The sequence below is a fragment of the Primorskyibacter flagellatus genome, assembly GCF_048268605.1.
GTDB classification, from domain to species: domain Bacteria; phylum Pseudomonadota; class Alphaproteobacteria; order Rhodobacterales; family Rhodobacteraceae; genus Primorskyibacter; species Primorskyibacter flagellatus.
Window position 1 is genome coordinate 79323 of sequence record NZ_JBLWVF010000004.1, and the last position, 21783, is coordinate 101105.

16 protein-coding genes and 1 tRNA gene are annotated in these 21783 nt (G+C 59.2%); 7 read left to right on the forward strand and 10 right to left on the reverse strand.

The window, feature by feature from the left end:
- Window positions 1–192: 192 nt before the first annotated feature.
- The 6 genes from ACN0WV_RS06780 to ACN0WV_RS06805 all read right to left on the reverse strand — a co-directional run bounded on the left by ACN0WV_RS06780 (window position 193) and on the right by ACN0WV_RS06805 (window position 10720).
- Window positions 193–1533: a Hint domain-containing protein gene (locus ACN0WV_RS06780; protein WP_417604557.1), complete on the reverse strand. Its 1341-nt coding sequence runs from the start codon at window positions 1531–1533 to the stop codon at window positions 193–195.
- Window positions 1534–1947: 414 nt separating this feature from the next.
- Complete coding sequence (locus ACN0WV_RS06785) at window positions 1948–2781, reverse strand: DUF481 domain-containing protein (RefSeq protein WP_084351186.1); 834 nt, start codon at window positions 2779–2781, stop codon at window positions 1948–1950.
- A 349-nt stretch (window positions 2782–3130) separates the two neighbouring features.
- Window positions 3131–3868 (reverse strand): monofunctional biosynthetic peptidoglycan transglycosylase, encoded by a 738-nt coding sequence (mtgA, locus tag ACN0WV_RS06790; RefSeq protein WP_417604559.1) that lies wholly within the window; start codon window positions 3866–3868, stop codon window positions 3131–3133.
- A 147-nt stretch (window positions 3869–4015) separates the two neighbouring features.
- Window positions 4016–8554 carry a glutamate synthase large subunit gene (gltB, locus tag ACN0WV_RS06795; protein WP_417604561.1) on the reverse strand — a complete coding sequence of 1513 codons (4539 nt, stop codon included), beginning with the start codon at window positions 8552–8554 and terminating at the stop codon, window positions 4016–4018.
- 151 nt (window positions 8555–8705) lie between these two features.
- On the reverse strand, window positions 8706–9146 hold the full coding sequence (locus ACN0WV_RS06800; protein ID WP_417604563.1) for a GFA family protein: 441 nt from the start codon (window positions 9144–9146) through the stop codon (window positions 8706–8708).
- A 140-nt stretch (window positions 9147–9286) separates the two neighbouring features.
- Complete coding sequence (locus ACN0WV_RS06805) at window positions 9287–10720, reverse strand: NAD(P)-dependent oxidoreductase (protein ID WP_417604565.1); 1434 nt, start codon at window positions 10718–10720, stop codon at window positions 9287–9289.
- 214 nt (window positions 10721–10934) lie between these two features.
- On the opposite strand from ACN0WV_RS06805, the gene ACN0WV_RS06810 reads away from it, so the two are divergent.
- Window positions 10935–11738, forward strand: coding sequence for an undecaprenyl-diphosphate phosphatase (locus ACN0WV_RS06810; protein WP_417604567.1), 804 nt, complete (start codon window positions 10935–10937; stop codon window positions 11736–11738).
- Window positions 11739–11855: 117 nt separating this feature from the next.
- Here the strand turns inward: ACN0WV_RS06810 and rlmH are convergent, their stop codons facing one another.
- From rlmH to ACN0WV_RS06825, 3 genes are all read right to left on the reverse strand, one after another.
- Window positions 11856–12326, reverse strand: coding sequence for a 23S rRNA (pseudouridine(1915)-N(3))-methyltransferase RlmH (gene rlmH, locus ACN0WV_RS06815; RefSeq protein WP_417604569.1), 471 nt, complete (start codon window positions 12324–12326; stop codon window positions 11856–11858).
- Window positions 12327–12329: 3 nt separating this feature from the next.
- Window positions 12330–12677 (reverse strand): ribosome silencing factor, encoded by a 348-nt coding sequence (rsfS, locus tag ACN0WV_RS06820; protein ID WP_412780484.1) that lies wholly within the window; start codon window positions 12675–12677, stop codon window positions 12330–12332.
- A gap of 324 nt (window positions 12678–13001) precedes the next feature.
- Window positions 13002–14363 (reverse strand): mechanosensitive ion channel family protein, encoded by a 1362-nt coding sequence (locus tag ACN0WV_RS06825; RefSeq protein ID WP_417604773.1) that lies wholly within the window; start codon window positions 14361–14363, stop codon window positions 13002–13004.
- 289 nt (window positions 14364–14652) lie between these two features.
- On the opposite strand from ACN0WV_RS06825, the gene leuC reads away from it, so the two are divergent.
- From leuC to ACN0WV_RS06855, 6 genes are all read left to right on the forward strand, one after another.
- Complete coding sequence (gene leuC, locus ACN0WV_RS06830; protein WP_417604571.1) at window positions 14653–16071, forward strand: 3-isopropylmalate dehydratase large subunit; 1419 nt, start codon at window positions 14653–14655, stop codon at window positions 16069–16071.
- A gap of 12 nt (window positions 16072–16083) precedes the next feature.
- Entirely contained in the window at window positions 16084–16689 is a 606-nt protein-coding gene (leuD, locus tag ACN0WV_RS06835; RefSeq protein ID WP_417604573.1) for a 3-isopropylmalate dehydratase small subunit, read from the forward strand.
- A 412-nt stretch (window positions 16690–17101) separates the two neighbouring features.
- A complete protein-coding gene (locus tag ACN0WV_RS06840; protein ID WP_417604575.1) occupies window positions 17102–18100 on the forward strand; it encodes an endonuclease/exonuclease/phosphatase family protein in 999 nt (332 codons plus the stop codon).
- A gap of 194 nt (window positions 18101–18294) precedes the next feature.
- Window positions 18295–19401: a 3-isopropylmalate dehydrogenase gene (gene leuB, locus ACN0WV_RS06845; RefSeq protein WP_084351204.1), complete on the forward strand. Its 1107-nt coding sequence runs from the start codon at window positions 18295–18297 to the stop codon at window positions 19399–19401.
- Window positions 19402–19495: 94 nt separating this feature from the next.
- Window positions 19496–20443, forward strand: coding sequence for a DMT family transporter (locus ACN0WV_RS06850; protein ID WP_417604576.1), 948 nt, complete (start codon window positions 19496–19498; stop codon window positions 20441–20443).
- A 45-nt stretch (window positions 20444–20488) separates the two neighbouring features.
- Window positions 20489–20565, forward strand: a tRNA-Pro gene (locus ACN0WV_RS06855).
- Between the two features lie 195 nt (window positions 20566–20760).
- Here the strand turns inward: ACN0WV_RS06855 and ACN0WV_RS06860 are convergent.
- On the reverse strand, window positions 20761–21699 hold the full coding sequence (locus ACN0WV_RS06860; protein ID WP_417604578.1) for a LysR substrate-binding domain-containing protein: 939 nt from the start codon (window positions 21697–21699) through the stop codon (window positions 20761–20763).
- Window positions 21700–21783: the final 84 nt, after the last annotated feature.

Below are 21783 nucleotides of genomic sequence, written 5' to 3' on the forward strand. Positions count from 1 at the left end.
CGCAAAGATCCGCCAAGCCGATGACAATCCGAATGGCCCCATATACCAAGCGGAAATACTGAACCGGCTACCCAGCCCAAAATAATCGCAACCGTAATGACGATCATCTTTTTCAGCATGGCGGTCTCAGAAACCCGTGTTAGCGCGAGGGTTTGAATAACGGACCTCTGAATCGTCCGGCAAAAGATCAGGCTATTGCATATATAGCGGCTTGCGGTTTTTTGAGTGCCGCATAGCCAGTCGCCGTCCTTCTCGTCCGGATGGAAAATAACGCGCTCTCACCGGTCTGAATTCATCTTCCAGAAGTTTTGGAAATAACATTTTCATTTCGGCTAACGCAGCTGGCCCTACTGCTTGAAGCGCCATCGGTCCTAAATACAGTGTTTCCGCGAAGGCCCCATTCGCCAACACCACCTCGTGCCTGTCCAATAGGATATGCACATAAGTCACGTCGGTCAGACTTTCCTCAATGTCCACCCCATCAAGATGTAATAGCTGTTTTGCGGCCACTAAAACTTCGGGGATCCCGAACATCCTTTCAGCAATAATGGAGCGAACCAGAACTCTATGCTGAGGGGAAACGACCAGATCTTCTATTGGTATGTTGTCACCCAGCGCGTTTGCCTTAATTCTAATGGGACGCAAGTTTTCATGCAGGCGCAGATCAATCATGTCGAGTTTACTTGCGCCGATCCAACGCAATGGCTGGGAACCATTGTCTCGTGTCAACACCAGATCTCCGGGCACCAAGCCCTCGATCGCACGCAATCCACCTGGAGTTGCGATCATGGTCCCGATGGTAAAGCAAGCCACATAAGGTGGCTCATCACTGTCGTCTCCGGGAAAAATAAATTTGTCTTGGCTTGCTAAAAGATACGCGTCTTTATCTGCTGAATATATGGCGTATTCTTCTGGCGACATCTTAATTCGAAAGTCGACTTGGTTAAGAGCCCCTCCATTTTTAAGGTGTAGATAACCATCTCGATAAGAGTTGTCGGGACTAAATATTCCAGATGTATCGTTTTCTCTAAGTTCATTCACACCAAGCAGACCACTGCCCGGAAAGGGGACGACGATTGCATCCCCGGGGTCCATTTCGTCTATTGTGATACTTGTGCTTGCCAAGATTCCTAATGTAGGAGGAACGTAGGTAAACGTACCATCCTCGGATCCTGAAAAAGCGACCGTTACGTTGCTGAGAAGGTTTGTTAAAAGGCCCGGTAAGCCAACATCCCCAGCTGACAAAGAAATATTGCTATCGCCATCAATCAATAGATTTGTTTGGGTTAGCACATTGAGATCCAGAAGACCGGCATCAATAGTGACGGTGCTGCCACCCGTTGCGACGATGTTGGCGCTATTCAGGGCATTCACGCCAAGAATGTCGGTAATGTCGACATTCCCACCACCATAGTAAACCACAGTATCGGCATCCAGAACACCCAGAGCCAGCAAACTTGCCTCGTCTTGTGAGACAGATGTATCAACATACACGACATTCGCGGCAGCCAATGCAATATCAATCAGCGGCATTTTCGTGACACCCGACTTCACCGTCTCATTGCACGTATCAACTATACACTCAATGGTTGTTTGGCCAGACAGAAAATCAATGTGAGTGGATGTTCACGGGCGTCTTTACATACTCCTCATTGTTCCTGCTGGAGGGTGCCCGATTTCTCCTGCCACAAACCCCGCTCAAAACCTAAGCGGTTGTTGAGGGTTTTTGCCGAGCCGGCGAAGGCTGCGATCCGCGTGAAAAATCGCCTGACGGCTTTTCCCCAATTCTGCGTCTGTCGGTATCGCAGAGGTCAAACCCATCTGACGTTCCGCAAAGGCCTGCAAAACGCGTTGGGGCGGCAACTTTCGTTGCCGCCCCAAGTCAACTCTCAGATGTCACACGAGGGATGAGGACCTCTGCTAGTGTTCCGGCCGAGGCCGAAAGCCTTAGTTGAAGGAGTAAACCAGCGACACACCAAAGGTGTTGTCGGTTTCGTCAAAGCCGTCTGCCGGATCAGAGTGGTACTCTGTCAGCAGACTTGTGCGCAGCGCCAGCTGGTTGGTCATTGCAACGCTCACCGCGAGGTCGTTGAAGACAACCGTGTCGGAATCCGACCACACCACATCGGTGTCGTTGGTCAGGTACACGGTGTCTGTCAGCTTGTGAGCATAGTCGGACGACACGCCAAAGGCACCTTCATCGATATCCGACAGGGATGCGTCGCTCAGATCAGCATAGCGGTAGCCAGGACCAGCCTGAACGGACCACTGACGGTTTGCATCGTTGAAGATCCGGTAACCGGCACCGAAGCTGACAAATGTGTCGTTGTCAAACGAAGAGAACTCGTCAACCGAGCCTTGGACCTTGGCGAAGCCAAAGACAACCGGGCTGAAGTCACGGGTGTATTCAAAGCCGTAGAACAGGCTCTCGTCGGTGGATGTGCCGTCTTCTTCGCCGTAGGTGTAGCTCAGCTGCAGTTCATAGCCGTTCGGGCCCTGAACGTAGTTCAGATCCGCGCCGATGCCGACGTCAACGCTGTCGGTGTTACCCGAGTTTGCAACGCCGCGCAGTGCGAAGCTGCCGGAGAAGCCCTGTGGGCGGCCTTCGTTGCCGAACCGGCGTACGTCGCGCTCGGCATCATCTTCGATGTCATCAATCAGGTCTTCGTTCATGTCCTGAGCGACAGTGGTACGTGAGAATGCGCCTTGCGCAGACGCGACCGATGCGAAGGCGGTTACAATGGCTGTTGCGCCGAGAAGGGCGCGGAGGGAGGTGTTCATGGTTTATATCCTTAATAAGCTGTGCTGCAGAACCCCGCTGCATATGGGGGAATTCTAACATCCTGCTGCAATGGCGCAGCAACAGCAGGTGAAACGACCTGTCGAGGCCCTTGGATTTTTGCAAATCAAACACATAAGCAAAAAGCTGCTTGGCGAAAAATGAACAAAAACAGATCCCTCAATCATGCAACCGTCGCGGCCAAAAAGAATTTCAGAGGTTTCCTTGACTTGAGGCCGGATCGACATGTGCGAAAACGGCTCTTTCCTCTCGTTTTCGTGATCGAATTTCAGACCGGGTGGCACCCCTGACGCAGCGAATCAGAGCAGCGTTTCGGTGCCTGATCGCGCTTCAATCCGGCTCGAAACAGGCCGCCCGGCCGTCCCGCGCGATTGTCGCCGCCCCGTCGCGGATGGAATTGGCACGGCGGCTGACCGCGGCCGTGGGCTTCGCGGCAGAGCGGTCCCGGGGCGCGGGCAGCACCGCCGCCAACCGCGCCGCCTGCGTGGCGCTCAGCGCATCGGCACCCACACCAAAATAGTGACGCGACGCGGCCTCGACCCCGAAGACTCCCTCATCGAATTCCGCGACGTTCAGATAGACCTCCAGGATACGGCGCTTGGACCAGACGGCTTCGACCGCCGGGGTCAGCAAGGCCTCCAGCGCCTTGCGCAGCCAGCTTCGACCGTGCCAGAGATAGACGTTCTTCACCACCTGCTGGCTGATCGTCGAAGCCCCCCGTCTGCCGCCGTTTTCCAGCGCCGCGCGGATGGCTTTCATGTCGAACCCCCAATGGGTGCAGAAATTGGCATCCTCCGCTGCCACGGCGGCGCGCAGCATCACCGGGGCCATCCGGTCGGCGCTGACCCATTGCCGGTCCACCGACTGACCCAGCCGCCGTCCCTCGGAGACCATATAAGGGGTCGTGGGCGGGTTCAGCACCGCGTAGCCCACCACCGCCAGAACCGCCAATCCAACCATCGCCACCACTGCCCATAAAAGTCGCCGCACCACCCAGCGCAGGGGCTGGGGCCGCGTCTTGCCACGCGGCGCGGTCTTGCGCGTTTTTCTACTGCTCTTGCCTGCCATGCCGTCAGCTATAGGCCGGGATCGGCGCTGCGAAAAGCCAGCACATGCACCCGGCCTGCGCATGGTGCCATTTTCCAACGGAAACCGGCCCGAAAGCAGCGCCTTCGGGCCGGTCAGCCGACACATTCAGACCTGTGAGGGACAGGACTACTCTGCCGGGACGGCCGTGCTTTGCACGCTTAGCGGATGGGCGATCTTGTTCAGCATCTCTTTCGGGCAGATCTGCACGAAATTCGCCAACTCGACATCCCAATGTTGCAGAATATCCAGCGCCCGGCGGCTTTGCGTCTCGTCCGCGTGGCGCTGCACCAGCAGTTTCAGCTCATCGACCCAGTGATCGACCGTCACGGGGCAGGTGACCAGCGTTTCGCGGTTCATCAGACGTTCGGCATCGCCATCCGGATCGTACAGATACGCCATGCCCCCGGTCATGCCCGCACCGAAATTGGCACCGATCGGCCCCAAGATCACAGCGACCCCGCCGGTCATGTATTCGCACCCGTTGGACCCGCAGCCTTCGACCACCACCGTCGCACCAGAGTTGCGCACGGCAAAGCGTTCGCCCGCGCGCCCGGCAGCAAACAGATAGCCATCCGTCGCGCCATACAGCACCGTGTTGCCGATGATCGTGTTCTCGGCGGCCACCAGCGGCGATTGCATCGGCGGACGCACCACGATGGTGCCCCCCGACAGCCCCTTGCCGACATAGTCGTTGGCATCGCCCGACACTTCCAGCTTCAGCCCCGGAGCGGCAAACGCGCCCAGCGATTGCCCGGCAGACCCGCTCAGCTTCACGGTCAGATGATCCGGCTGAAGCGCATTGCGCATCCCGAAATTCTGCACGATATGGCTGGATGTGCGCGTGCCCACGGTCCGGTCGGTGTTCTGCACCGCATAGGACAGCTGCATCTTTTCGCCATCCTTCAGGAACCGCGCCGCATCGCGCACGATTTCTGCATCCAGCGTGTCCAGCACCGCGTTGCGCGGCTTGTCGCGGTCATAGACATTGTCATCCGACCCATCGACCCGGATCAGCAACGGGTTGAGGTCCAGATCGTCCAGATGATCCGCACCACGGCTGACCTGGCTCAGCAGATCCGCCCGCCCGATCACCTCTTCCAGCGATTTCGCCCCGATGCTGGCCAAAATCTCGCGCACTTCCTGCGCGTAGAAGGTGATCAGGTTCACGACCTTGTCGGCATTGCCGGTGAACTTGGCGCGCAACTCTTCGTCCTGTGTACACACGCCCACGGGGCAGGTGTTGGACTGGCATTGACGCACCATGATACAGCCCATCGCGATCAGCGCGGCGGTGCCGATGCCGTATTCCTCGGCCCCCAGCATCGCGGCCATGACAATATCGCGCCCGGACCGCAAACCGCCATCGGTGCGCAGCGTGACCCGCGTGCGCAGGTTGTTCATCGACAACACCTGATGCGCTTCGGTCAGACCCATTTCCCACGGCAGACCCGCATATTTGATCGAGGTCGCGGGCGACGCACCGGTGCCGCCGTTATGGCCGGAAATCAGGATCACATCGGCCTTGGCCTTGGCCACACCCGCCGCAATCGTCCCAACCCCGCTGGAGGCAACCAGCTTGACCGTCACCTTGGCGCGCGGGTTGATCTGCTTGAGGTCATAGATAAGCTGCGCCAGATCCTCGATCGAGTAGATATCGTGATGCGGCGGCGGGCTGATAAGTGTCACGCCCTCGGTTGAATGGCGCAGACGCGCGATCAGCTTGGTCACTTTCATGCCGGGCAATTGCCCGCCCTCGCCGGGCTTGGCACCCTGCGCGACCTTGATCTCCAGCTCTTCGCACTGGTTGAGGTATTCCGCCGTCACGCCGAACCGGCCGGACGCCACCTGCTTGATCTTCGCAGACGGGTTGTCGCCATTGGGTTCGGGCACGAAATGCGCCGGATCCTCGCCGCCTTCGCCGCTGTCGGATTTCGCACCGATGCGGTTCATCGCGACGTTCAGCGTCTTATGCGCCTCGGGCGACAGCGCGCCCAGCGACATGCCCGGCGTCACGAACCGCTTGCGGATCGAGGTGATGCTTTCGACCTGCTCCAGCGGGATCGCGTCGCCAATCGGCTTGATCGCCAGAAGGTCGCGCAGATGGATCGGCGGATTGGCCTGCATCGCGTTGGTGTATTGCTTCCACAGCGCAAAGCTCGCCTTGTTGCACGCCGCTTGCAGCAGGTGCATGTTCTGCGCGCCCCAAGCATGGGTCTCGCCCGATTTGCGCGCCTTGTAGAAACCGCCAATGGGCAGAACGTCTTGACCGCCCCGGAACCCCAGCGCGTGGATTTCTTCGGCCTTGGTCTGGATGCCGCTGACGCCGATGCCGGAAATCCGGCTCAGCATTCCGGGGAAGTATTCCGCACACATGGCGCGGGACAGGCCCACGGCCTCGAAATTCAGGCCACCGCGATAGGACGAGATGACGCTGATGCCCATCTTCGCCATGATCTTCAGCAGCCCGGCGTCGATGGCCGCGCGATACCGCGCCATCGCCTCGGTCAGCGTGCCCTCGATCAGCCCCCGCTCGATCCGGTCGGCAATGGTGGATTGCGCCAGCCACGGGTTGACCACGGTGGCCCCCGCGCCAATCAGCACCGCAAAGTAATGCGGGTCGATGCATTCCGCACTGCGCACGTTCAGCGAACAGAAGGTCCGCAGCCCCTTGCGCGTCAGGTGGCTGTGCACCGCGCTGGTGGCCAGGATCATCGGCATCGCAACCTTGTCGGCATCCGCATGCTGATCGGTCAGCGTCAGATGGCCCGCCCCGGACCGCACGGCATCCTCGGCCTCAGCCCGGACCCGCGCCAACCCGTGGGCCAGGGCGTCACGCCCCTCCTCCGCCGGGAAAGTGCAGTCGATCTCGACCTGCGCTGCGTTGAAATGCCGCGACAGCGCCTCGAATTCCGCATCCGCGACAAACGGGCTGTCCAGCACCAGGATCTCGGTCTGCGCGCTGGATTCGTCCAGCACGTTCTTGAGGTTGCCGAACCGCGTCTTCAGGCTCATCACCCGGAATTCGCGCAGCGAGTCGATCGGCGGGTTCGTCACCTGGCTGAAGTTCTGCCGGAAGAAATGGCTGAGCGGACGGTATTTGCGCGACAGCACCGCCGCGGGCGTGTCATCGCCCATGCTGGCCAGCGTTTCCTTGCCGTCCTCGGCCATCGGGGCCAGGATCTGCTCGATCTCTTCGACCGTATAGCCCGCCGCGATCTGACGCCGCCGCAGATCCGCGCCACCGACCATCGGGTATTCCGTTTCCCCGGTCAGTTCGGCATCCAGATCGTTGATCTTGTCGGCCCATTCGCCAAACGGCTGACTGGCCGCCAGTTGATCCTTGATCTCCGTGTCGTGATACAGGCGCGCCTCTTTCATGTCGACGGCCAGCAACTGCCCCGGTCCCAGCGCACCCTTCTCGCGCACCGTGCCTTCGTCCACCACGACCATGCCCGCCTCGGACCCGGCGATCAGCAAACCGTCACCCGTCACGACATAGCGCATCGGGCGCAAGCCGTTGCGGTCCAGACCGGCGCAGACCCAGCGCCCATCGGTCATCGCCAAAGCGGCCGGGCCGTCCCACGGCTCCATGACCGAGTTGCAGTAGGAATACATGTCGCGCCAGGCATCGGGCAGTTCCACCGCCTGCTTGGACCAGGATTCCGGCACCAGCATCGTCTTGGCCATCGGCGCATTGCGGCCCGCACGCACCAGCACCTCGAACACCGCATCCAGCGCGGCCGAATCCGACGCGCCATTGGCGATGATCGGCTTGATGTCCTCGGCCATGTCCCCGAACGTGGTCGAGGCCATGCGGATCTCGTGGCTTTTCATCCAGTTGATGTTGCCCTTCAGCGTGTTGATCTCGCCGTTATGGGCCAACATGCGGAACGGCTGCGCCAACCACCATTGCGGGAAGGTGTTGGTCGAATAGCGCTGGTGATAGATCGCAAAGGCGCTCTCGAACCGCTCATCCTTGAGATCGGGATAGAATTCCGCGACCTGCTCGGCCAGCATCATGCCCTTGTAGATGATCGACCGGCAGGACAGCGACGCCAGATACAACTGGCCAATGCCCGCCGCAGCAGCCGCCTTTTCGATCCGGCGGCGGATGACATACAATTCACGCTCGAATGTTTCCTGATCCACACCCTTGGCGTTGGAAATCAGGATCTGCTCAATCTCGGGGCGGGTGGCGTTGGCCTTTTCGCCCAGTACCGACACATCCACCGGCACATGCCGCCAGCCATAGATATAATAGCCCATTCGCAGAACTTCGGTTTCCACGATGGTCCGGCAGGTTTCCTGCGCGCCGAAATTGGTGCGGGGCAGAAACACCTGACCCACGGCAATCAGCTCGTCCTGGCGCGGCTCGTGGCCGGTGCGGCGGATCTGATCGTAGAAAAACGGCACCGGGATCTGCACATGAATGCCCGCCCCGTCGCCGGTCATGCCATCGGCATCCACCGCGCCACGATGCCAGATCGCCTTCAGCGCGTTGATCCCCGCATCGACCACCCGCCGCGACGGCTTGCCATCCAGCGACACCACAAGGCCAACCCCGCAAGAGGAATGCTCGTCCGTTTCGGAATACAGGCCATTCTCGGCCATCCACTTGCGCTTGGCTTCTTCGGCGGCAACCCAGTCTGCGTCATACTTGGTCATGGTATTGATCCTCCATGAAAGGCCGGCCAGCGCCAGCGAATGTGCGAAAACCTAATGTCCGGCGTGCGGCCGGTTCCGGTTCCCAAATACCCAAGGCGGTGCGGGGGCTGCCCCCGTTTCCGCCTGATTCAATCTTCACGCGGCACTGCAATCAGGTGCCAGCCGCGTCCGCGCCAAACAGCGCCAGTGTTTCCTGCCGGGTCAAACGCCCGTGATCGCCGCGTATCGCCCAGAAATCCGGGCATTGGTCGGCGAAAATTTCCTGTTCCAGCGCCAGACCGCTTGCATCCTCCAGCAAGCCAATGGCGATCTCGAAATCGCCCGCGCCGTCTTTGCCTTCGTCAAAACGATACCACAGGGCCGATCCGCAAGTGCCGCACACGCTGCGGCTGGCCCAGTCTGACGACCGAAAGCTGCGGACAGCGTCCGTATCCTCGATCTCTACATCATCCTTGGCGGCGCTGATCGCGAAAAGGGCAGAGCCTGTCCAGCGACGGCATTGCTCGCAGTGGCAGACATGTACTTTGGTTGGGTCAACACGCGCGGAAAATCGGACCGCACCGCACATGCACTGGCCTTTACGCTTTTCCATGTCTTTACCCTTTCGTAACGATCCAGATCGAATAGGTCACCAAAGCTGACCTTTGCGGCTTTTGTAAGCTCACTGTGGTGGTCAGGGGCATTTGTACAAATAACGGGTACAAATGCCCCCAAAGGCCCCAAACCGTGGCGTCACTCGGCCGCGACGGCCACGCCGCCTGCAAGCTGTTCCAGCACCGCGCCGGCGCAATCGCGCCCGTCGCGGATGGCCCAGACCACAAGGCTTGCGCCGCGCACAATATCACCCACGGCAAAGACGCCGGGCAGGCTGGTCGCGCCAGAGGTGAACTCTGCCTTGACGGTGCCCCAACGTGTCACTTCCAGACCTTCGGTGCCCCAAAGCTGCGGCAGATCCTCCGGCTCAAAGCCCAGTGCCTTGATGACCAGATCGGCATCCTCGACATAGTCGGCACCCTCGATCACTTCGGGGGCCTGACGGCCGGTTGCATCGGGCACACCAAGGCGCATCTTCTGCACCATGACGCCCTCGACGGCATCGCCGCTAAAGCCCTTGGGCGCGGTCAGCCAGACAAATTCAACGCCTTCTTCTTCGGCGTTCTGCACTTCGCGCTGCGATCCCGGCATATTGAGTTTATCGCGCCGATACAGGCACTTGACGCTTTCCGCGCCCTGACGGATCGCGGTGCGCACACAGTCCATCGCGGTGTCGCCCCCACCGATAACGACGACCTTCTTGCCTTTGGCATTCAACTCGCCCGAATCGAATTCCGGCACGTCATCGCCAAAGCTCTTGCGGTTGGAGGCCGTCAGATAGTCGATCGCGCGCACGATCCCCTCAGCGCCCGACCCGGGTCCTTGCAGGTCGCGTGTCTTGTAAACACCGGTGGCGATGATCACCGCGTCATGCTTGCCGCGGATCGCGTCGAAGGAAATATCCTCACCGACATTGCAGTTCAGCACGAAGGTCACGCCGCCATCCTCAAGCTGCTTGTTGCGGCGCATGACGATGTCTTTTTCCAGCTTGAAACCGGGGATACCGTAGGTCAGCAACCCGCCGGAGCGGTCATAGCGGTCATATATCGTGACCTGCACACCGGCGCGGCGCAGCACATCCGCCGCTGCCAGCCCGCCGGGGCCCGCACCGATGATGCCAACGCTTTCCTCGCGCTCGGCCACCGGCGCGATCGGCTTGACCCAGCCCTTTTCCCAAGCGGTATCGGTGATGTATTTCTCGACAGCGCCAATGGTAACAGTGCCGTGGCCCGACTGTTCGATCACGCAATTGCCTTCGCATAACCGGTCCTGCGGGCAGATCCGTCCGCAAATCTCGGGGAAGGTATTGGTGGCTTGGCTGACCTCATAGGCCTCTTCCAGACGGCCCATCGCCGTCAGACGCAGCCAGTCGGGGATATTGTTGTGCAACGGGCAGTGGCTTTGACAATAGGGCACGCCGCATTGGCTGCACCGGCTCGACTGCTCCTTCGCCTTGGCGTCGGCATATTCGGCATAGATCTCGTCGAAGTCATGGTTGCGCGCCTCCGCGTCCCGCTTCTCCGGCATGACCCGGTCTATCTTCACGAATTTCAGCATCGGCTGCTCAGCCATATCACGCCCCCAGTTCACCTCCCCGCCCTTCTACGCAAGCTTTTCCTGCAAGAAAAGGCATAATTACTGACCTATATGCAAAAAAAATCTGTCTGGCTTGTTTTTTTTAAGATTTTTCCCGGCAAGTGGGTCACAACTCGGACCTAAATTCGTACTTTTCAAGGGAAAGCAAACCCTTATACGAGTCGTGTTATAACTTGTACGAGACACCTATATGCCCCTCTTTCACCTCATGCTCGTGGCACTGATCCAGGGCGTCACTGAATTTCTGCCGGTCTCAAGTTCCGGACACCTGATTCTGCTGCCCAGCCTAACCGGCATGCAGGATCAGGGGCAGGTTATCGACGTGGCGGTTCATGTCGGCACGCTTTTTGCCGTTGTTCTGTATTTCTGGCCGGATGTGCGCGACGCACTTTACGGAACCAGACGTTTACTGCGCGGGCGCATTGATACGCCTGGCGCGCGGTTGGCATTCTGCCTTGCGCTTGCGACACTGCCAGTCATCTTCGCCGGGCTGGTGATGAAACTGACCGGGCTGGACGATCTCCTGCGCTCGGTAAAGGTGATCGCCTGGACGATGCTGATTTTCGGGTTGGTTCTTTGGTGGGCTGACAAGACCGGCGCGGAACGCAAATCCACTGGCGACTGGACCCCAATGGAAGCCGTTAAACTGGGTCTGTGGCAGGCCGTTGCGCTGATCCCAGGCACCTCCCGCTCCGGGATAACCATCACAGGTGCCAGACGGATGGGCTATGCCCGTCTCGATGCTGCAAAGATCGCCATGCTGATGTCAATTCCCACGATCCTCGCGTCGGGAACGCTTCTGGGACTTGAGGTTGCCGTCACCGCTGACGTTGCCGCTGCCCGTGACGGCGTAATCGCTGCCGCAATGGCCTTCGTCGCCGCGCTGGCAGCACTTTGGCTGATGATGCGCCTCCTGCGATCCGTCAGCTTCACGCCTTATGTGATTTACCGGATCATCCTTGGCGTGCTTCTGCTGGTCTACGCCTATAGCTGAGCAAACTCGAAGACCATCCATGGATTCGACGCACAGGCCAACGGCCTTCTCTGCGGAAGGGGTCTTTAGGTCGCTGACAAAGAGAACCTTTGTGCGCGGGTTACCGCGCGCAAGACCTCAGACTCTGTGATATGGTGTTCCGGCAGCAATTGCCGCCGCCCGATAGATCTGCTCCGCAAGCATCACTCTTGCCAACATATGCGGCCATACCATTTTCCCCAAAGACAGAACCGCATCCGCTGATCCGCGCAATGTAGGATCAACGCCATCCGCGCCACCGATGACGAAGGCCACGTCCTGCGCGCCCTGATCACGCCAGTTGCACAGCGTATCGGAAAATGTCGGAGAGCTGACCATCTTGCCGCGCTCGTCCAACACGCACAACCGCGCGCCCGAGGGCACTGCACGCTTCAGCAGAGCTGCCTCGGCCGCCATGCCGCCACCCTTGCGATCTTCGACTTCGCAAACGGTGGCCGGACCAAGCCCAAGTCCTCGCCCTGTCCGATCAAACCGTTTCAGATAGTCGTCGATAAGGTCGCGTTCGGGACCGGCTCTTAGCCGACCCACTACGCATAATTGGACGCGCATGGTTCAGCTACGCGCGGTGTGACTGCCCTCAGGGCTTTGCCACATCTTCTCCAATTGATAGAATTCACGTACTTCTGGACGAAAAACGTGAACGATCACGTCGCCGGTATCAATCAGCACCCAGTCGCCAGCTTCCTTGCCTTCGGTACGGGACGACCGACCAAGGTCCTGTTTCAGCGTGTCTATCAACCGCTCCGCAATCGCGGCGACCTGCCGAGAAGAGCGGCCTGAGCAGATAATCATGTAGTCGCCAATGGCCGTCTTGCCGCGCAAATCAATCTGCGCGATCTCTTCGGCCTTGCTGTTTTCAAGCGACTCCAGAATGGCGGTGAGGAGTTCTTCACTCGTCACTGCCGAATGGCCGCCCGCAATGGGTGCCGCGTGATCGGCGGCATGTGCCGCGTCAGTACCAAGAGACAGGACATCGTCCTCCTTGCTGTCTGTACACCGCCTTACCCCGGTGCCGGGTTCTCTTCATAGATAGCACCGCACATGCAAAATCTCAATGACACGGCCCTTGATGAATCTCCGTCAGCGAAAGTTTTCTGAGAACAGACGCAACGCATCGCGAAACCAATCCCTGCCAGCAGTGCGGCGTTGCCTCCGGACAAGCGGGCAACGCCTAGGAAGCGGTCTTCAGGCCACTGACGAGGCGAACGACCCGGCGCGCAAACGTCAATGCTTTTCCGATAACGCACCACCGCCCGCGTCCAACTCATCGTTGGCTTTGTCATCCTCCAGCATTCTGACTTCGCGTTGTGGAAAGGGTATCGACACACCGTTTTCATTAAAGGCGTCCCACAATGCCAAGTAGACGTCACCGCGAATGTTGGTCAGACCCATCCTTGGATCACGAATCCAAAATCGTAGAATGTAATCGACCGAACTGTCGCCGAACCCCACGATGTGGCAAACCGGCTGCTTGCTGCTCAATACGCGTTGAACCGAAATCGCCGCAGCAATCGCCAGTTTTCGAACTTTGTGTGGATCGTCGCCATAGGCAGTGCCGAAAAATATGTCCAGACGCACGAAGTCATTGGTGTGGGACCAGTTGACCACCTGTCCGGTGATCAGGTCTTCGTTCGGGATCAGGTATTCCTTTCCGTCCCGCGTCACCACGCTGACATAGCGCGCACCCAATGAATTGATCCATCCGAACGTCTCGCCAAGGCTGATCACGTCACCTGGCTTGATAGACTTGTCGAGCAGGATGATTATTCCCGATACAAGGTTCGACACGACCTTTTGCAGACCAAAGCCAAGACCCACGCCGATCGCGCCGGACAGAACCGCAAGGCCGGTCAGATCGACCCCGACCAGCCGCAACCCTATGAAGAATGCGGCCCCGAACAGCATGACCTGAAGGAATTTGACCGCCAGCACCTGCATGGACGGCGAAATTTCCTCGTTCGCCCTGATGCGCGCGGTAATGGTAGCCGCGGCAAACCGCGCCAACGTGATCAGCACGCCAAGCATGACCACGGCCTGCACCAGCAACCAAAGCGACAGGCGCGTCTCTCCGACGTTCACAGATGCGCCTTCCATTACCTGCTGTGCCTCGTCGGTCAGGCCGAGAATGCTTAGCGTCACCCATGTCCAGGCACCATACCTCACCACCGAGCGCAGAAGCGGGTTGCCGATAAGCCGCGTCGCGAAAACAATAAACAGCCACGCGGCTGACAGGTTGGCAATGATGCTCAGGAGATAAGATCGCGATGGCCATGTGACCTCGCTCATCACGACAACCACAAGCGAGATTGCGGCAACGAAGATTATCATGCGCAATCGTCGATGGGCGATGACCAGCAGTCGCATGCGCCATTTCGGCCAGCCTTCTCGCGCCCGCATCCAATCGTGAAGCCGGGGCCGCGCGATCCGCGCAGCCAGGGTCGCCAGAAGAAACAGCCCCACCGCAATCGCCAACTGGTAGACATTCCAGGGCAGCAGAAGTTTGTATAAAAGCGCTTCGGTACGGGACAGCAATGTCTGCCCCGGTGCCACCAGGTCAGACGTGTTGGTCGGGATTTCTGGCTCCATCACGTTCCTTGAATACATGTAAAGAGTAGGTCAGCCTGCCACTCCGGGCGCAGGCACGCAAGGTTTTCCCGGCAATGTCCTCTTGATAGACTCGGTTTGCGCCTGTATCTCCCGGCTTATGAAACTGGTATTTGACATCTGCGACCGTGCCCGCCTGCGCGAACGGTTCTTCGGTGCCACACATACGGTGCTGGCCCGGCTATAGGTCTGTATGACCGATGAGTCCGTGGCCACTGCCACGGCACCCGAATTCGACCCGACATTCCGCCTGACAATACGGAGAGGACCAATGTCCCCCAAGACCCTCTATGACAAGATCTGGGATGCCCATCTCGCCCACGAGGCCGAGGACGGTACCTGCCTTTTGTATATCGACCGCCACCTTGTACACGAGGTGACCAGCCCGCAGGCCTTTGAAGGGCTGCGCATGGCCAACCGCAAGGTCCGCGCGCCGGACAAGACCATCGCCGTACCGGATCATAACGTGCCCACGACTGCGGGCCGCGAAGACCCTGCCAACATGACCGAAGACAGCGCCATCCAGGTCGCGGCACTCGACAAGAACGCGCGGGATTTCGGCATTCACTACTATCCTGTCTCGGACGTCCGCCAGGGCATCGTGCATATCGTCGGCCCCGAACAGGGCTGGACCCTGCCCGGCATGACGGTGGTTTGCGGCGACAGCCATACAGCGACGCATGGCGCCTTTGGTGCGCTGGCCCACGGTATCGGCACATCCGAGGTTGAGCATGTTCTGGCCACGCAGACGCTGATCCAGCGCAAAGGCAAGAACATGAAGGTCGAAATCACCGGCAAGCTGAATCCGGGCGTGACCGCCAAGGACATCACCCTTGCCGTGATCGGCGAGACCGGAACGGCCGGGGGCACCGGCTACGTGATCGAATATTGCGGCGAAGCGATCCGCAACCTGTCGATGGAAGGCCGCATGACCGTCTGCAACATGGCCATCGAAGGCGGTGCGCGCGCCGGCCTGATCGCCCCGGACGAGACCACCTATGCCTATGTCAAGGGCCGCCCCCACGCCCCCAAGGGAGCCCAGTTCGAGGCCGCCATGACCTGGTGGAAGACGCTCTATTCCGACGATGATGCGCATTGGGACAAGGTCGTGACCCTCAGGGGTGAAGATATCGAGCCGGTCGTGACCTGGGGCACCTCGCCCGAGGACGTGCTGCCGATTTCCGCCACCGTACCCTCTGCCGAGGACTTCAAAGGCGGCAAGGTCGAAGCGGCAAAACGCGCACTTGAATATATGGGCTTGACGCCCGGTCAGAAGCTGACCGACATCCAGATCGACACGGTTTTCATCGGCTCCTGCACCAACGGCCGGATCGAGGATCTGCGCGCCGCCGCCGCCATCCTGAAGGGCAAGAAGATCAAGGACGGTATGCGCGCCATGATCGTGCCCGGCTCTGGCCTCGTGCGGGCGCAGGCGGAAGAAGAAGGTCTTGCCGACATCTTCAAGCAGGCTGGTTTTGAATGGCGTCTTGCAGGCTGTTCGATGTGTCTTGCGATGAACCCCGACCAACTGTCCGAAGGCGAGCGCTGTGCCTCAACCTCGAACCGCAACTTTGAGGGACGCCAGGGCTATAAGGGCCGCACGCATCTTGTCTCGCCCGCCATGGCCGCCGCCGCCGCGATCACCGGTCATTTGACCGATGTGCGCGAAATGATGACCGACGAAGCATAAGGGACGCTGAAAATGGAAAAGTTTCTTAAAGTAACCGGCATCGCGGCGCCCATGCCGCTGGTCAATATCGACACCGACATGATCATCCCGAAGGTGTTCCTGAAGACGATCAAGCGGTCAGGTCTGGGTGTGAACCTGTTCGACGAGATGCGCTTTGATCGGCAAGGCAATGAAATCCCCGATTTCGTGCTGAACAAGCCGCAATATCGCGACGCAGAAATCCTTGTAACCGGCGACAATTTCGGGTGCGGGTCATCGCGCGAGCATGCCCCATGGGCGTTGAAGGATTTCGGCATCAAGTCGATCATCGCGACGTCTTTTGCCGACATCTTCTACAACAACTGCTTCAAGAATGGCATCTTGCCGATCGTATTGCCGCAAGAGGCGGTCGATGTGCTGATGAAAGATGCCGAGAAGGGGTCTAACGCGCGGATGACAGTCGATCTGGAAAACCAGACCGTCACCACCTCGGATGGCGAGAGCTTCTCGTTTGAAGTGGACAGTTTCAAGAAGCACTGCCTGATCGAAGGGCTGGACGATATTGGGCTGACCATGGAAAAAGCGGCCGCCATCGACACGTTTGAAGCAGCCGCATCTCAAGCGCGCCCTTGGGTCTGACCCTCACGCAGGTGCACGGCCTGCAATCGCCCTGACAATTCTGGCACCGCTATTTGTAAGCGGTGCCTTTTTCTGTGCGCTACCTATTTTCATTGTCATTGAAGGCAGCATTTTTCGGAACACCGTCGAAGCGTACGCCAGATTACGGAAATTAACCTGTTCTTAGCTTTCCTTCTGCCATTACTGATTTCGGTCGTTTTGTAAATCGACCCTCATAGCTTTCACGTTGGACGGCTCTGCCCGTCTGCACATCTTGACGAACGCACATCACATGGCTTTTGCCGTCTCGAAACCTGGTGCTTTAAGGCGCCGTTGTTTGACGCATCGGCAGGGCGATCAACGCCGAGCGTCAAAAGCGTTTCTTTCTGCGCCGCACCTCATACTGTGCATATGCCTTGCCCTTGGCTTCTGTATGGGCGTCCATGCCTCTGCCGAGCCGCTGCGACTGGCCACCTGGCACGCGCCGCTGTCCCGAAAAGGCCCCGGTCTGTTGCTTCGCGACATACTGAAAGGACAGGATACACGGATCGCCGCCGTGCTGGACGGCATCGTCGCCGCCAGACCCGACATTCTGGCGCTGACGGATTTCGACTATGACGCCGGGCATGCCGCCTTGGCAGCATTTCAGGCAAAGCTGGCTGCGGCAGGTCACGCCATGCCCCATAGCTTTGCCCTGCGCCCCAATTCCGGCACGGCAACGGGATTGGATCTGGACGGCGACCGGCGGCTCGGTGGCCCCCGAGATGCGCAAGGTTACGGTGAGTTCGCTGGTCAGGGCGGTATGGCGCTGCTGTCGCGTGTGCCGATACTGGACGGCGCTCTGGACCTGAGCGCGCTTCTGTGGCGTGACGTCCCGCACGCGCAGATCGTCGGTGCAGAGTTAGCGCAAGAGGCCGCCGCCATTCAGCGCCTCAGCTCCGTCGGTCACTGGGCCGTTCCGCTGGATGTTGTCGATGGCCCCTTATGGATTCTCATGTATCATGCCACGACACCGGTTTTCGACGGTCCAGAGGATCGCAACGGTCGGCGCAACCATGATGAAACCGCGCTTTGGCTCGCGTGGCTTGACGGATTGCTTTCCATCCCGCCACCAAAGGGAAGATTTGCCGTGATCGGCGATGCCAATACCGACCCTACAAAGGGCGCAGGCCGCAAGGATGCATTGCGCCGCCTTCTGGCCGACCCGCGCTTTCAGGACCCGCGCCCGGCGAACCAATCGCGTCAGGGCGACGCTGCGGCAGACACGGTCGATTGGCCCGAGCCGGACCCCGGCGACATGCGGGTCAGCTATGTGTTGCCGCCCTCTGATATGCAGATTATCGGCTCCGGCGTTGTTTGGCCGCCGCAGGGTTCAAAGGCAGCACCGATCCCGCACAAGCTGGTCTGGGTCGATGTTGATCCTTCCCGGTGAAACGGTCCTGGCCCACAGGGTCAAAATGCACGTTGTACACCGGGCCTGCACAAGTGGCACCTGTTCCGTGCGCCCGGTCGTCATGCAGAACCGGCAATTGCTAGATCCGGCGTCGCAATACGCCTTCATTTCTTGACCCTTCTCACGGCAATGGGTAGGGCGATGGGCAAAGCACAGACCAAAGGACAACGCTCATGAGCACCCCTTCGCTTCTTATCCTCGCCGGCGACGGCATCGGCCCCGAAGTCATGGCCGAGGTTCGCCGCATCATCGACTGGTACGGCGCAAAGCGCGACCTGCCTTTCGACGTCAGCGAAGGACTGGTTGGCGGATGTTCCTATGACGCGCATGGCACCCCGTTGACGGATGAAACCATGGCCCGCGCGCAGGAAGTGGACGCTGTCCTGCTGGGCGCTGTCGGCGGCCCAGCCTATGACAACCTCGATTTCAGCGTAAAGCCCGAACGTGGTCTGTTGCGCCTGCGCAAGGAAATGGATCTTTACGCCAACCTGCGACCGGCTCAGTGTTTCGACGCGCTTGCCGACTTCTCCTCGCTCAAGCGGGACGTGGTGGCGGGTCTCGACATCATGATCGTGCGCGAACTGACCAGCGGCATCTATTTCGGCGAACCCCGCGGTATCATCCAAGAGGGCAACGAGCGGGTCGGTATCAATACCCAACGCTACACCGAATCCGAGATTGAGCGTGTCGCGCGCTCCGCCTTCGAGCTGGCCCGGCGGCGCGGAAACAAGGTCTGCTCGATGGAGAAGGCCAATGTCATGGAATCCGGCGTGTTGTGGCGCGAGGTCGTCCAGAAGATCGGCGATACCGAGTATCCGGACGTGGAGCTTAGCCACATGTATGCCGATGCCGGTGCCATGCAGCTTTGCCGCTGGCCCAAGCAGTTCGACGTGATCGTCACCGACAACCTGTTCGGCGACCTGCTGTCAGATGCCGCCGCGATGCTGACCGGCAGCCTTGGCATGCTGCCCTCCGCCTCGCTTGGCGCACCGATGGAAAACGGCCGCCCAAAGGCCCTGTACGAACCCGTGCACGGGTCCGCGCCTGACATCACCGGCCAAGGCAAGGCCAACCCGATCGCATGTATCCTCAGTTTCGCGATGGCCCTGCGCTACAGCTTTGATAAGGGTAACGAAGCTGACCGGCTGGAGAAAGCCGTCGAAAAGGTTCTGGCCGATGGCCTTCGGACTGCCGATCTTTTGGGCGAAGACGGCGCGACACCGGTCACGACAAGTGAAATGGGCGATGCTATTCTGGCTGCATTGGATGCCAGCCTCTAGGCGTTGTTCGAAAAATAGATAGGTGGTGCCCGATTTCACGGACGGGTGCCGCCAAACTGCCCAGGTGGCAAACAGTTGCAGGAAAGCCGGTCCGATGAACTTGAAAGGTCTGCTCTACGCGCTGTTTGCCTTTGCGGTCTATGCCACCCATGACGTCGTCATCAAATACCTGGGTGCGACCTATTCCCCGTTCCAGATCATCTTTTTCTCGACGCTGATGTCATTTCCTTTGGTCAGCTTCATGCTGATCGGGGATCAAACCCACGGCAATCTGCGTCCGGTGCATCCTTGGTGGATCGCCCTGCGCACGGTCTGCACGGTCATCACCGGCATGTCGGCCTTTTATGCGTTTTCGGTGCTACCGCTGGCGCAGACCTATGCGATACTGTTTGCGTCGCCATTGCTGATCACGCTGATGTCCATACCGCTATTGGGTGAAAAGGTCGGACTGCATCGTGGCGCTGCCGTGATCGTCGGGCTTGCGGGTGTTTTCATCGTTTTGCGGCCCGGCACGACGGAACTGACGCTGGGCCATTTGGCGGGCATGTCTGCGGCTATGTTCAGTGCTCTGGCCTCTATCATTGTGCGCAAGATTGGACGCGAGGAACGCTCGGTCGTGCTGATGCTGTATCCGATGGCTGCAAACTTCATCGTGATGGCGGTCCTGCTGGCCTTCGTCTATCAGCCCATGCCGTTGCTGCACCTTGGGGGCATCGGGGTGATTTCTCTGTTCGGCTTTGTTGCCGGCCTGTGCCTGATCGCCGCCTACAAAAATGCAGAGGCGGCGATCGTCGCGCCCATGCAATACTCGCAGATCATCTGGGCAACCCTGTTTGGATACCTGCTGTTCGGCGAGTCGGTAGACCGCGCCACGATCATCGGGACGTCGGTCATTATCATCTCGGGGCTTTACATCGTATTCAGGGAAAGCCGCGGCGGCAAATCCGAGAACACCCCCGTGCTTCGCACACGTTCGCGCGGTGCCACAGCCGCGACGTTCCGGATTACCCATATGCTGCGCCGCGCGAAACAACGTGGGTAAACCCTTGCCAAACGCGTGGCGTTTCTTTAATCCGCGCCCTACGGACGGAGTGTAGCTCAGCCTGGTAGAGCACTGTCTTCGGGAGGCAGGGGCCGGAGGTTCGAATCCTCTCACTCCGACCAATATTCTCAGACACTTATCCCGTTTCTCGCGGGCCCTTTTTCGAGGTCGGTCCGGATTTGATACGGATTATGCGGCTTGCCGAAGAATCAGGGCAGGGACTCTGGTAAAGAACGCCAGTCGGTATGACGGGACGTCTACGGCGGGGGCCCGATTTTTACTGACATTCATTACAGTTTTCGCCGCACCGCTGGTCTTCACGTTTTCTTCGATGAGCCTTCGCGCTGGGATGGCAGGGCCTGCCGGGATAGCGACAACGAGTCAGAAACCGTCCAATTTTCTACAGCCCATGCCCAAACGGCATCAACGGTTTCGCGCAGGTGTGATGATCGCTTTCGAACAAGATAGAAATCGGAGCCGACTGAGAAGCCTGCGGGACAAATTTCGATCAGGCGTCCCGCATCAAGATCTGCCTGAACGAAAGCACGGCAAGATATTGCCACGCCCTGACCTGCCAAAGCCGCATCCAGGGCGAGTGTTGTCTGGTTGAATACCGCACCGGGTAGCGTCTCGACGATGCCAAAAAAACGTGGCCAATGATTGTACGAATCGTGCAACAGTGGCAGGCCGCCGATCTGTTCTCGCGTCAGCGGATGCTGATGTTGGCCCAACAAATGTGGGCTGCCCACCAAAACAAGATCGTGGCGGAAAAGCAGGTGAGCCTCTTGTGAAGCGCCGAAAGGCGGGCGGGTCTGGCGCACGGCAATATCGACCTGATCTCGATCAAAATCCGACACCGCCTCGGTCGCGATGGTGCGCAGCTCCACTCCCGGCAAGGCAGATTTCAGCAACGAAAGCTGTGGGATCAAGACTTTCGTCGCGAATGTCGGGGTCACGCTGAACGTCACCGCATCGGCCCGATTGTGAAGCCTAGCTGTTGCCTTGCAAAGCGTGTCAAAGGCACGGGTCATCTCCGAAAGGTAGCTCGCCCCCTGCGGTGTCAGCGCTACGCCGCGCGGCATTCGCTGGAATAACGGAATGCCCAGATGCTCTTCCAGCAACCGTATCTGCTGGGCCACAGCGCCTTGCGTGACACCTAACTCATCCGACGCCGCGCGGAAATTCAGCTGCCGTCCGGCAGCTTCAAACGCACGTAATGCGTTGAGAGGAGGCAAGTTGCGGCGCGATGTCAACATATCAATCCTGTAGATTTTCTACAGTGTACTAGAGTTGGTTCTGGCGCGAAAGCCTGCGTCGGATAGACCATTATGCTGATCAAA

Bases quoted from the DNA above. Each gene is read 5' to 3' on its own strand.
- ACN0WV_RS06780 (WP_417604557.1), bottom strand. From the start codon at position 1,533: ATGCCGCTGATTGATATTGCATTGGCTGCCGCGAATGTCGTGTATGTT.
- ACN0WV_RS06785 (WP_084351186.1), bottom strand. From the start codon at position 2,781: ATGAACACCTCCCTCCGCGCCCTTCTCGGCGCAACAGCCATTGTAACC.
- mtgA (WP_417604559.1), bottom strand. From the start codon at position 3,868: ATGGCAGGCAAGAGCAGTAGAAAAACGCGCAAGACCGCGCCGCGTGGC.
- gltB (WP_417604561.1), bottom strand. From the start codon at position 8,554: ATGACCAAGTATGACGCAGACTGGGTTGCCGCCGAAGAAGCCAAGCGC.
- ACN0WV_RS06800 (WP_417604563.1), bottom strand. From the start codon at position 9,146: ATGGAAAAGCGTAAAGGCCAGTGCATGTGCGGTGCGGTCCGATTTTCC.
- ACN0WV_RS06805 (WP_417604565.1), bottom strand. From the start codon at position 10,720: ATGGCTGAGCAGCCGATGCTGAAATTCGTGAAGATAGACCGGGTCATG.
- ACN0WV_RS06810 (WP_417604567.1), top strand. From the start codon at position 10,935: ATGCCCCTCTTTCACCTCATGCTCGTGGCACTGATCCAGGGCGTCACT.
- rlmH (WP_417604569.1), bottom strand. From the start codon at position 12,326: ATGCGCGTCCAATTATGCGTAGTGGGTCGGCTAAGAGCCGGTCCCGAA.
- ACN0WV_RS06825 (WP_417604773.1), bottom strand. From the start codon at position 14,363: ATGGAGCCAGAAATCCCGACCAACACGTCTGACCTGGTGGCACCGGGG.
- leuC (WP_417604571.1), top strand. From the start codon at position 14,653: ATGTCCCCCAAGACCCTCTATGACAAGATCTGGGATGCCCATCTCGCC.
- leuD (WP_417604573.1), top strand. From the start codon at position 16,084: ATGGAAAAGTTTCTTAAAGTAACCGGCATCGCGGCGCCCATGCCGCTG.
- ACN0WV_RS06840 (WP_417604575.1), top strand. From the start codon at position 17,102: ATGGGCGTCCATGCCTCTGCCGAGCCGCTGCGACTGGCCACCTGGCAC.
- leuB (WP_084351204.1), top strand. From the start codon at position 18,295: ATGAGCACCCCTTCGCTTCTTATCCTCGCCGGCGACGGCATCGGCCCC.
- ACN0WV_RS06850 (WP_417604576.1), top strand. From the start codon at position 19,496: ATGAACTTGAAAGGTCTGCTCTACGCGCTGTTTGCCTTTGCGGTCTAT.
- ACN0WV_RS06860 (WP_417604578.1), bottom strand. From the start codon at position 21,699: ATGTTGACATCGCGCCGCAACTTGCCTCCTCTCAACGCATTACGTGCG.